The organism is Fontibacillus panacisegetis (assembly GCF_900102215.1).
GTDB classification, from domain to species: domain Bacteria; phylum Bacillota; class Bacilli; order Paenibacillales; family Paenibacillaceae; genus Fontibacillus; species Fontibacillus panacisegetis.
Genome location: NZ_FNBG01000034.1, coordinates 1 through 11203 on the forward strand (window position 1 = coordinate 1; position 11203 = coordinate 11203).

Annotated in this window: 10 protein-coding genes and 2 CRISPR repeat arrays; of the genes, 2 read left to right on the forward strand and 8 right to left on the reverse strand. The window is 37.5% G+C overall.

What is annotated here, in order from left to right; genetic code table 11:
- Positions 1-4 precede the first annotated feature (4 nt).
- Positions 5-361: direct repeats of the CRISPR family, unit length 31 nt; unit sequence TATTTCAATACATCACTTGTTACGGTTAAAG.
- A 176-nt stretch (positions 362-537) separates the two neighbouring features.
- The 8 genes from cas2 to BLS49_RS20810 form a co-directional block, all read right to left on the reverse strand.
- Complete coding sequence (gene cas2, locus BLS49_RS20775; protein ID WP_091235350.1) at positions 538-825, reverse strand: CRISPR-associated endonuclease Cas2; 288 nt, start codon at positions 823-825, stop codon at positions 538-540.
- Between the two features lie 6 nt (positions 826-831).
- Entirely contained in the window at positions 832-1845 is a 1014-nt protein-coding gene (cas1b, locus tag BLS49_RS20780) for a type I-B CRISPR-associated endonuclease Cas1b (RefSeq protein WP_091235352.1), read from the reverse strand.
- 18 nt (positions 1846-1863) lie between these two features.
- Positions 1864-2358 (reverse strand): CRISPR-associated protein Cas4, encoded by a 495-nt coding sequence (locus BLS49_RS20785; protein ID WP_091235354.1) that lies wholly within the window; start codon positions 2356-2358, stop codon positions 1864-1866.
- On the reverse strand, positions 2355-5063 hold the full coding sequence (locus tag BLS49_RS20790) for a CRISPR-associated helicase/endonuclease Cas3 (RefSeq protein ID WP_091235356.1): 2709 nt from the start codon (positions 5061-5063) through the stop codon (positions 2355-2357). Before BLS49_RS20790 ends, BLS49_RS20785 begins: the two co-directional genes overlap by 4 nt.
- A 91-nt stretch (positions 5064-5154) precedes the next feature.
- Entirely contained in the window at positions 5155-5952 is a 798-nt protein-coding gene (cas5b, locus tag BLS49_RS20795) for a type I-B CRISPR-associated protein Cas5b (protein WP_091235358.1), read from the reverse strand.
- A gap of 36 nt (positions 5953-5988) precedes the next feature.
- The gene (locus tag BLS49_RS20800) at positions 5989-6954 is read right to left on the reverse strand and encodes a type I CRISPR-associated protein Cas7 (protein ID WP_091235360.1); all 966 of its coding nucleotides are present in this window, start codon (positions 6952-6954) and stop codon (positions 5989-5991) included.
- Entirely contained in the window at positions 6938-8887 is a 1950-nt protein-coding gene (locus BLS49_RS20805; protein WP_175471495.1) for a hypothetical protein, read from the reverse strand. Before BLS49_RS20805 ends, BLS49_RS20800 begins: the two co-directional genes overlap by 17 nt.
- Before the next feature lie 21 nt (positions 8888-8908).
- Positions 8909-9619, reverse strand: a complete 711-nt coding sequence (locus tag BLS49_RS20810) for a CRISPR-associated protein Cas6 (protein WP_245742644.1) — start codon at positions 9617-9619, stop codon at positions 8909-8911.
- Positions 9620-10024: 405 nt separating this feature from the next.
- Here BLS49_RS20810 and BLS49_RS20815 point away from each other — a divergent pair, with 405 nt between their 5' ends.
- A complete protein-coding gene (locus BLS49_RS20815; protein WP_091235363.1) occupies positions 10025-10294 on the forward strand; it encodes an AbrB/MazE/SpoVT family DNA-binding domain-containing protein in 270 nt (89 codons plus the stop codon).
- Positions 10294-10671, forward strand: a complete 378-nt coding sequence (locus tag BLS49_RS20820; protein ID WP_091235365.1) for a type II toxin-antitoxin system PemK/MazF family toxin — start codon at positions 10294-10296, stop codon at positions 10669-10671. Before BLS49_RS20815 ends, BLS49_RS20820 begins: the two co-directional genes overlap by 1 nt.
- Positions 10672-10705: 34 nt before the next feature.
- Positions 10706-11198: direct repeats of the CRISPR family, unit length 30 nt; unit sequence GTTTCAATACATCACTTGTTACGGTTAAAG.
- Positions 11199-11203 lie beyond the last annotated feature (5 nt).

An 11203-nucleotide genomic window follows, 5' to 3' on the forward strand; every position in this document is an offset into this window, starting at 1 on the left:
AACATATTTCAATACATCACTTGTTACGGTTAAAGCTAGAAGCCACGAATGACCTAGTAAGTCATCATTATTTCAATACATCACTTGTTACGGTTAAAGGTAAAACGTTATTACGTAATAAGATGCATTGTTGTATTTCAATACATCACTTGTTACGGTTAAAGCGTTCTTTTTCTTCCAAATAATCTAGAATAATATTTATTTCAATACATCACTTGTTACGGTTAAAGAGTACAATGGCGACAGTTAATGCCTCTAGTTTAGAATTTCAATACATCACTTGTTACGGTTAAAGTATTCCTTTAATTCCAAATAAATTACCACCTTCGAGATTTCAATACATCACTTGTTACGGTTAAAGGCTAGTAAAATCAAGCTTTTATAAATCCTGTATATCCCGATTGTACTACAACCACAAGGGTTTGGCGAAATTTTCCCAACCAAAATTAATTAATTGAAGCTTCATGTTAAACTCCCTTTAATCCCTTACTGTTCTAAGGATAAACCCTATTGAACTTAAAATAGCGGTTGGGAAAATTACAGCAATAAGGACTCTGAATTATTCAATCTAACTCCAATAATCTCTTCGTCAAAGACATAGTCCCCCGTCATTTTAAAGACGGCTATAAAATCACATTCAGAATCAACGACGTTCTTTAATTCACTTCTTAATTTAAGTAAATTAGCTGGAGTTATTTCTCCTCGAAAAACTGACTTTTGGAAATGGACGAGATATTTTTTGCAGATTTTAAAGACTCGTCCCACCCTTTTCTCACCAATATCATAGACTAAAATAACATAATTATAGTTTTTATTTTTAGCCACCCTTCATTACCTCCCTTCTTTTTCAAGAAAAGGAATAAATGGAGCACCTTCTACGATATGCTTTTTTAGCTTATATGCGTCATATTTAATTGCAGTCAAATAGCTTACTTTACGCTTTAACTTTTGGTGTTCAAATACTTGATTCATCCGTTCCTCAAGTGCGGTTATAAACACATCTCTCCCCAAATCATTTAGTATGCAATAGTTATATTTTTTCTCAAAATGTTTACTTACTTGTATGCGTCGATTATTGACTAGTTCAAAAATAGTCCTATACACGATCAAAGGCTTGAACGGCTCTGAGATATCCAGACTGAGTGAAAACCTCCGGTCACTTGGTTCGTGCAGGAAACTGATGCTCTGATCCAAATGGGTATGATAAATCTGAGTAATCGTCTTCGTATATAAGATGGTATTACCGAAACTGATCATGGCGTTTAATGGATTGTCAGGAGGTCGCTTTACACGTTTATTCATTTTAAAATCTTCAGGCAAAAAGGTTCGAAATGTTTCATAAAATCGTCGCCAAACTTCACCTTCAATAGCAAGTAATCTGGAAATATCCTCGATTTTATCAATGATCCGTGGTACATCCTTTTTCAGCCAATCCAGATATGGTTTAATTTCCTTATTTCCATGCTTAAAATAGTGATACAGCACTTCATGGATATTCGAGCTAATGGCATTAACAAATGATTTCGCAATGGGCATTCGTCGTTCTAGACATGCTTTAGCTTGCAACAGTTTTACTTTACCGCTGATTCTCGCTTCCTTCGGATAAAAGGTGCCTCTAAAGTGACCATAATAGTCAAAGAAATGGACCGTAATTCCTGCAGTAGACAGGAATGAAAATAATTTGCTATTTAAGGATATTTCATTGAGTAAATAAAGTTCTTTAACTCCATGAATTGGTAAATGTACAATCCCTTTTTCACTACGAAATGTTAATGAATTTGCTTCTCTACTTAATGTCCCTGGGGTACGTATATATCTTGTTGAAGACGCCGATTTAGAAGACATTGATATTCCTCCTTCACTCTATAGAAAACAATAGGCATAGTACGCACAACGTTTACATTTCTTATCCAATACAGCAGGGTTCGGCTGATCTTGATCCAAATATTGTTCCATTTCTTCTAACATTGAGATCATGTGCTGTTCTGTCTCCTCGTCCAGTTCTAGTGAAATTGTTGTGCTATCTTGCCTATTACGCTCCATAAATTGAATACTGCCTTTGCGATCCATTCCTTTTTGCTTAAGTACATACATATAATAAATGGTTTGCCACTTTGTAGCCTCTATATCTGAATCTGATTTTTTGAACTCTGTGACGTATTGATCAGTTAGTTTATCTACCTTAATTCCTTCAATGGCGATCTCTCGTCCCGACTTACTTTCATTCTTTAATTCATGGAGAACTTTACCGATCCTCACGTCCTCACTGTCATCTTCAAAATTCATACCATTTGCAAACAGCCAGCATTGCCTCCGGCAATGAACATAATAATTCACCATGGTTCCTGTAATTCTCATAGCAAAGGCCCCCTTTCAGTCTCGTTGTACTTACTGCGGTTGAATTTCCAGGCCCGAGTGTCTGGTTCATACTCCATAAACTCCGTGCCGTTCTCCACATAATAAAGTGAACCTTTCATCTCTGAATATATAGCAGGAGCTGTCTGTCCATGATCCAACTGATAAGTAAATGTATAGTAGCTCATCTGCTGTCTGACTACAGACAATCGAATTCTCCATTCTGCATGATCCATCGCCTTCTTGCTCTGCATTAATTGAACATAGGCGTCCCATACATCCTTGCCTTCCATAGTCCCTTCATCTGTTTCTAATGGATAATTCAGAAAGAGAGTAACACTTCGATCAGGTATTAATTCCATATGATTCTGTACTTGCTTATAGTCTACAAGCTGCACCTTTCTCTCAAAAAGATACCAATGATCCTTACCTTTTAACTGTCGGGATTCATTAATTCTTTGCATACTTAATCCATAAAACTGACTGAAGTCTTTGTTCACAAGCATCCGTTGATAATCCTCATGATGAAGGTCATGCTCGGTACGCCAGTCATTGCGATAGACTCCACTTGCCTTATCCATATCAAAAAAATAGGCATGACAATGACTACGATTGCAAGAACGATTAATTCTGCCTAAAAATTGCTCCTCACTATCTAATAAAGAGATGTCCTTCATCCCGATATCCATATCTATATCTACTCCAGCTTCAATTACCTGCGTGGCAACAACGATAACTTCTTGTAAATAAAATTGCCCAGTGTTGACATCTTTACCAAGCTGATCTATCCTCACTTTCCGATAATATGGACTGTCATCCCCAGTTAGCTCAAAGATCGGAATGTCAGTGATTTCTTTTTTCATCTTGTTATAGAACTCACGAGCACTCTTCTTACTAATAAACTCAACTAAAATCCTGTTTCCATACCCATGTAACCGTCGTTTATCAATTATTGTCATTAATCGCGAACCAAGGATTGATATATCCGTTTTCTCTTTCGATTTTAACCATTCAAAATGAAGATGAACTCGCTCGCGAAACACAGGATTTGAGAAATACTTATCTCTGTTTAGCACTAGTGGATATGTCTCTACTTCATTCTCTTCATTCGTCTTTTCCATCAGTAAGTCTAATCTGGGAAGAGTGGCCGACATAATAATAAACTTGATATTCATCGTGTCTGCAAAAGATCGGAGAAAGTGTATAATCTCTTTCCACAATCGATTTCGATAGCTTTGAATTTCATCCAGAATAATCACACTATTACATAAATGTGCAAAAGCAAGGTTTGATTCTCGCCCTGTTCCAAATAAATAATTAAATAAATTCACATGCGAAGTTAGTGTAACCGGGTATTGCAATAACTGTCGTTGCAACAGCACAGCCGAATAATCATGCGCAGGCTCAGACTCTTCAAGACTACTCCCTTTATTGAAACTTCCCTGTGCTCTAATCTCTTGTTCAGTCACCATAGGAGTAATTGAATTAATAACTTCTACTCTATACCCCTCAAGCTCTTCTTTATTAAACAGCTTATCCAATGTTTGTTTTGTCTGCTCGATCAGCGCATTGAATGGAAACACATACACTATTTTATTAAGATTCTTATTCTTATCTAATAATTGAAGGGCTAAATTAATGGACATATTTGTCTTACCAGAACCTGTTGGACCCTCTAGGTAATACATCGTTTCTTCCGGCCGTTCATGAAGTCTCTTTTCCGTCTCAAGAAACAATTCTGTTCGCACCATATTAATGGGAACTAAATCCAAGCCAGTCTCACCATTTTTATATCTCAGAATGGTTTGATAAATTGCACCACTTTGGTATGCATTTAATACAGGCATTAACGGGAGCTTTTCACTAAAATAGTTCATTTCAACAAATCGTTGCTCCTTATAATGAAACGTTGCCCGAAAATCAGAAGCCACCATCATTGAGTACAGTAACTTAGTAAGAATATAGAACGGATAAGGAGAGTGCATATCGTTATAGCGCAAATTTCGAGCAAGATAAATATCATCAAACAATGACGTATCTTGTAGAAAAGAAGTTTTATTCTGGTAGTAATAAATTATTTCAGATCGCAGTTGAATACTGCGTACTTTATTCCTAGTCTCCTGCTCAAATACCTTCAACTCCAGTTCACCTTCATCCATTGACCCTAGGTAAGTATGGTGCCTCGAAATAACGTAAGCAAATGCATATAACGTATGTCTTAGAAACGGGTACATTCTCTCACCGGGAAGCTGATCGGATGGACGTATTTCTGTTTCTTCCTCCATCTGCTGTAGTTCTTGCAAATATATATGTAAATACAACACTGAGGATAATAAAGAATGCGTGGTATCACTTATCCCCCCTCCTTTATTTGCAACAAAGGTATTCTTCATTTTCTTCCGCTGAAAAGCTGGATTCACCTTACCAAGATCATGTAAATAGATCGCTTGAATGAAATACTTATGTATGAGTTCCACTGTTGGTACATCAAGACATTCCCCATCTATCCTCATAGTATGAAGCGATCTGTATATAGCCTTATCTACTCCGTTATCCCTCAGTAACATTTCTGCATAATGAAGAACAAGATCGCTGTGTTGCTCCAATGTCTCAGCTATTTTATCTGGATCACCATCACCAGTATGTGCATGGAGTTTCCCCTTGGCTTCCTCAATTAACCAGATTGAAAATGGACTGTTATGATCCATAACCTTCCCTCCTAATGAGAACAGCCGGAAGAATCCTTGTAAATGACTCTTGCCGGCTACAGTTAACTATTAGTGGTGTAATGATAAGAATTTATATAAAATAAATCGTTCTTCTTTCGTCCATGTATAGTCTCTCCAGATCATGCTGACTCATCGAAGCTGGATCAACCTCATGGTTAGTAAATACTAATTGTTCATTGATATATCCATTATTCTCCTCATTTAGAGCAACTGGCATATATTCTTTAAAATAGCTCTGCATTTCCCGCCCGCGAATCTTACCTCTAGGATGAGGAGCTATGTTCGCCGAACGAAGTGAATCAATATAACGAATTTCACGTTCAGGCCTGTCCAATTGAATTAGAACTGGGGAAGTTATAGAAGCAGGATGATCATTTTTCCCGAGATACGGCATAAATTCCGCCTTGGAATTCAGAATATAATCCACTAATCTATCGAATACACCATCTGGTAAACCACTATTATCAGCAACATATACACTCCAATGCGGACGCTCTAACCATTGTTCCCTTACGTTTAGCACTCCTCCTTCTTCAAGACTCGCATAACCAACCGTGTTATTAAAGATCTGAATTTTCTTGGCAAAATATCCTCGATCCCCATGAGGCACAATGCTGATCCATGCATGTTGCAATATCTCATAGAATTCAGGAAAAATCCTTTTGGAGCTATTATCCTTCTCATGTTTAACTAACTCCTGATTATATCTATATTGCTGGGCATACCCTCCCAGCCCAATAACAGCTCCAAGAAGTCCAAAAAGTGCTATTTTGTGAATATGACTATAAGTAAAATATGCATATGAATTCACGTCAGGCTTTTTGAAAAATGCCGACTCACCTTGCAGTTCAAAACGCAGTGCTCGCATAACGGCTTCCTCCCTTCAACGTATGCCAGCATCGTCTTAATCCAATGTGATTTCTTTGCCTGTAAAAATGTTATATAGTGTAACGCCAGAATACTCCAGTTCAACTTGAATGGCATAAGGGTTCACATACAATTCAATCCGATCAATATGATCCTGAACATCCTCAAACAGCGGAACAATTGCCGACAAATCATACACTGTTAAGTCGCCCTTCTTACTTACGGTCACATAAGTATCAAGATTCGGAAGATATCCCGGAACACCTTCCTTGAACTCCACAAATAAGGCAAATGCATTTTCCGCACCAGATTTACTGTTCGTATTCTGTAATGTAGCACCGTGCAATGCACCTTGTTTAAATGCCTTGTACGCCTCTTCCGTATACCCCTCAAAATCCTCTAAACCAGAGAGACCAACATAACTCTCGTAATGTTTTGGATTGACTGAGAAAGGATATATATAGTGGGATTCATCAACAGTTCTCTTTTTCCCAATGGAAGTTGCATCCTTATCCACACTATCATCACTCGAATTACGGAACGGAGAAAGAATATCTTGCACTTCAATCATAGCTGAATCATATTTGTTCAGACCTTGTCCAATTTGCACAGGACCTGCTAACCCGATATTTTGTTCTTTTACCGCAAATGTAGCACCGAAGTTCAATACATCGATACATTTAAACAATCGACTAAGTACATCTATAGAATTAGTAGATACTTTTTCTTCAAATAAATGCTCATATCTTTCGTCTAATGTACGTGGTTGGAGCTTGCTTCCCTCATTTTTCTTGCCTGCTCCAAGTTTATAGGAACGAATATACAGAATTTTGTGACCTTCCTCTTCCCAATATCGTTTAATGCTGTACTTAAGCGCTTTATCACTACCAAAAATCTGGCCGTTACTCGTCGTTTTCGGTTGTCCGCTAAAATCAGCATTCCAATTTGCCATGCGACTTACGATACCGATTAATCCAACAACTCGATTAGTTTTCTTCGCCATTTTCATTCATCCCTTCATTGCTATTAGTTCCATCCTTCTCATAAAACCAGTTATCTGCAAACAATCCCGCGATGAACATCTCTCTTGCTTCTCCTTCAACTTCTTGCTCTGGCTGATATCCAAATATGCTTGCAAATGCTCGATTAAATTTAAAATTGTACAAGAGAACTTTATGCATATGTTGAATGTATGCCTCGTCCAATCTCTTTTTCAGTTGTTCACTACGCTTTGCTATAAGAAAAGGACCGAGCAAATCGCCCGTTTTGTTCTGGGTTTCTGATTGACTCTTAAGATAATACGCAAGTTGTCCTGCCAAGAAGTAAAATTCATCATCATTACTACAGAGATTAATATCTTTAATCAACAGTTTTTCCTTCAGTGAATTTCTCACTGATGTTATTCGGTCTGCCATCGTTTTCCCTCCTTCGTTACGTTTCAAATAAGCATCTATTGATAATCTTGTATTCATAGCATCAGCCAGCCATCTTAATTCAAGAGTGCGTTGTTTCCCTTTACTAGAAGCCGGCTCAACATACATCATTTGCTCTTCGACTAGACGAAGAGTTACTTTCGCAAATAATGGTCTGATTGTAGTTTCAGTACCTTTATACAACCAATCATGGAAAGCTTGTCTACTCTGCATAAATAACGTTGCCATCAATGCTGTAAAATCCTTAGCTCTTGGCTTAGGCTCGTCACTATGCAGAAATCTCCCCTGATCCTGGTTCAACCTTCCTCGGAAGAAGCGACTACTTATTTCCTTTTGCAATTTGTCCACATTATCGATAGATCCATAATCTTTAATAAATCCTTCGTTATCTTGAATACCTAATACGTTTCTTATAGGAATATTCACTGTAATCCCTTTCGGAAAGGGGACGTTCTCGAAGCTAATAACTTCGTTCTCTTTCCCTTCCACATAGACATGGTACACCCCCTCAGGAGCATTTGTATTTGTGTAAGAAAAAGAAGTCTCATAAGAAAATTTGTTGGTAACATATTTTTCTTGAGACAAAAGCCATTCTGAAGCCTGCTTAAGTTGCATTGCTTCATTCAGAGAAACACGCACCGGAGCTACGACTCCCATACTCTTATGTTCTAGATATGGTTTCTTACTATTCATACTCATATTAAATCCTGGGAGACCCGTCATCTCGCCGTTAACTAACTGATTATAATCATTGCTGTTGTATACTTTCGGAATGGTATATAAGAGGTATTCGTAATAGAAAATTTGTTGCGTAGTAAATTGAGACTCTGAGGTGATTGGAGAAGTATCTAGAGTGAAAAATAGCTTAACGTAATTTTTAAACTGAAGTTTGCGGATATATTCTGTCAGATCATACAGGTTATGCTGAAACCAATCTGATATATTGCTAAGTTGATTCTTTCGATATTCACTAGTTAGATATTGAAGTGCAGGCAAGTATTCACTCTTGGCAAAAAACTCCTCTGGAGTAGGAGAAGTTCCCTTCTTTCCACTTCGTTTGTCATTAATAAGCTCTGACCACTTTTGAATGACGATCTCTGGTTCAGTTTGGGTTAGAAAACGTGTAATATTTTCTTGCATTGAAGATTTACTATCTTTCTTTTCACCCAAGAACACTTCACTTTTTGAGAACAGGGCAAACGGATTATTGCTATGAATTTGTTTGCCACCATCCACTGCCTTATTCATTGTAATTAGTGAACTATAGTAGTCCTGAACTTGAAACCATCGATACAATTCAATACTTGTTGGAGTTATGTCATCTTTATCTTTGGGATGTATAATATAATGATTCTGATCAAAATTTATCAATTGCTCATTCCAGCTCTGATCCAGCCTTAATCTTATGTAAATGCCAGCCTTCGGTCTGTGATTCACCTGAATCATTTCTTCTGGGGAATTGTCATTCCTTAGCTTGTAGCTCTCTACCAAATCTATTAGCAATACATGTCCCTCCTCTCAACATTAATCGAGCCCCTTGGCAACACAATAACCTGCTCCTAGGATGGAATTTTTTTCCAGAAGACCTGCCCCTAATGCAATGTAAGCGAGCCTTTGAGACAGCTCATCACTACGGATTATAAGTCTAAATTTATTACCCAGCATTTTTCGACCTTTGTAGTGATAAGCAATAGGTTTTTGATTCAAAATCTGAATCCCTTCAACGAAATCGTAATCCAAACGAATTGGAGCATCAGGATACAATTGACGGTATTTCTTCTCAGCATTTGCATTGATTCTACTTAACAACAGCTCAATGTCCATTTCAGGTACCCACGGCTTACTATCTACCGTAGCAATCGCCGGATTAACTGTAGTAAGTTCGGTAATATGGGCTAATTGCTTACTTTGCACTGATGTCACTGCTAGTAATTCAAAACTTTCATCATCTCTCAATTCTCGAAGTCCTGCTGATAGACGGCGAAGCATATTCTCTACAGAACTGCGAATAGCTATAACGTATACCCGATTCTGTTTATAGATTCCGTCTTTCTCTCTTGGATAAGGTTGTGAAAAGCAACGCAACTTATAATCCATTGAATAATGTTGTTCTTTAAGTTCAGGAACTATACATTCCGCACGTCCTATCCATTTCCCTATAACCTCTGGCATTTCCAGATGATGATTAGATTGCTTAAGCAATACTGTCGCTTTTAGTTCAAAATACTTATTCAATTTACCACCTCCTTTCAAGGGAAAATACATACTTAAACCTATTGATTTCATGACATACAACCGTATATAATGAACCACGGTAGTAACGAGTTTCTCCAACCGTAATTATTGATGTATTGAAATTTAATGTTTAGCAAGTTCTATTTGTCAAACCTTAACCGTAACATACGATGTATCTAAATCAATAAACTATAAAATCATAATTCCATATATTTATAGTAACATCCTAGTATTTTCCTATTTTAATGTCAAGTCATTAATATGTAGAAAGTTATATTATCAAAATAATTTGTATTACTATAAGCTGAAAGGTATCACTTCATATCCTTTTGTATATACTTTGTAGATACAAAAAGGAAGGGTTTGGTATAATTGGTGAAAAAGCATTCACAGGGAGTGATCTTCATGACTAGTGCAACGATCAAAAAGTGGGGAAATAGTTTAGCACTCCGTCTGCCCTTGGAAGTAGCCAACTATGTGAACTTTAAAGAAGGAAGTGAAGTAGAAATACTCGTCTCAGACAATAACGAAATTATTTTACGTCCACTCTTTCCTGCTGCTGATGACCAAGATGCACTACGCGCTCATTTCTTAGCTTTACGCTCCAAATGCAAGCCTGGCATGCTCAAGCATGAAGAGATGTTCCATGAACCGATGGGAGATGAATCAATTTAATGCCTATCACCGGAAAAATAACACGCGGAAGTGTGATCTGGCTTAAACTACATCCTCAAGCTGAAAATGAACAAGCAGGTTATCGCCCCGCAATCGTACTATCAGATGGATTAATTGATCCGGAAAACTCATCATTTGCTTTAATTGCACCTGTAACAAACACCGTGAGAGACTACCCCTTTGAAGTTGCAGTTCCTACTGGCATTCTTATTTCAGGATCAAAAGTCACGCAAGCTCAATTAACTGGAGTTGTATTAACCGATCAAGTAAAATCTCTTGATCTAAGCGCCAGACATGCAGAAGTTATTGGACAAATTGATCCAAAGACCCCTTTCTTTTTAAGCATCATAACCAATGTTCGTTCTATTCTCGCATAAACAAGCCCCTTCAACAGTCGAAATAACTGCTTCAATTTCAATACATCACTTGTTACGGTTAAAGAACTCTTGTAATAAAAACATTCCTCGTACCTGATCCGTTTCAATACATCACTTGTTACGGTTAAAGTTGGTATAAGTCCTCCATGTGACAGCCGAGTACATAGTTTCAATACATCACTTGTTACGGTTAAAGTCTTAGGCACAAGCTTTACACACAATCGAATAATAAGTTTCAATACATCACTTGTTACGGTTAAAGTATCGTGGATCGGCTAGAATTGTTTGGCGTATCGGTGTTTCAATACATCACTTGTTACGGTTAAAGGACGCTTGATTCGGCCTTTACGACGCTCCAAAGCATGTTTCAATACATCACTTGTTACGGTTAAAGGAAAGAAAACGAAAGGCTTCATGAGGAGGGATGGGGAGTTTCAATACATCACTTGTTACGGTTAAAGGAAAGACCCTACTCGCATTACTGAGTTTTTAATGACGTTTCAATACATCACTTGTTACGGTTAAAGATATG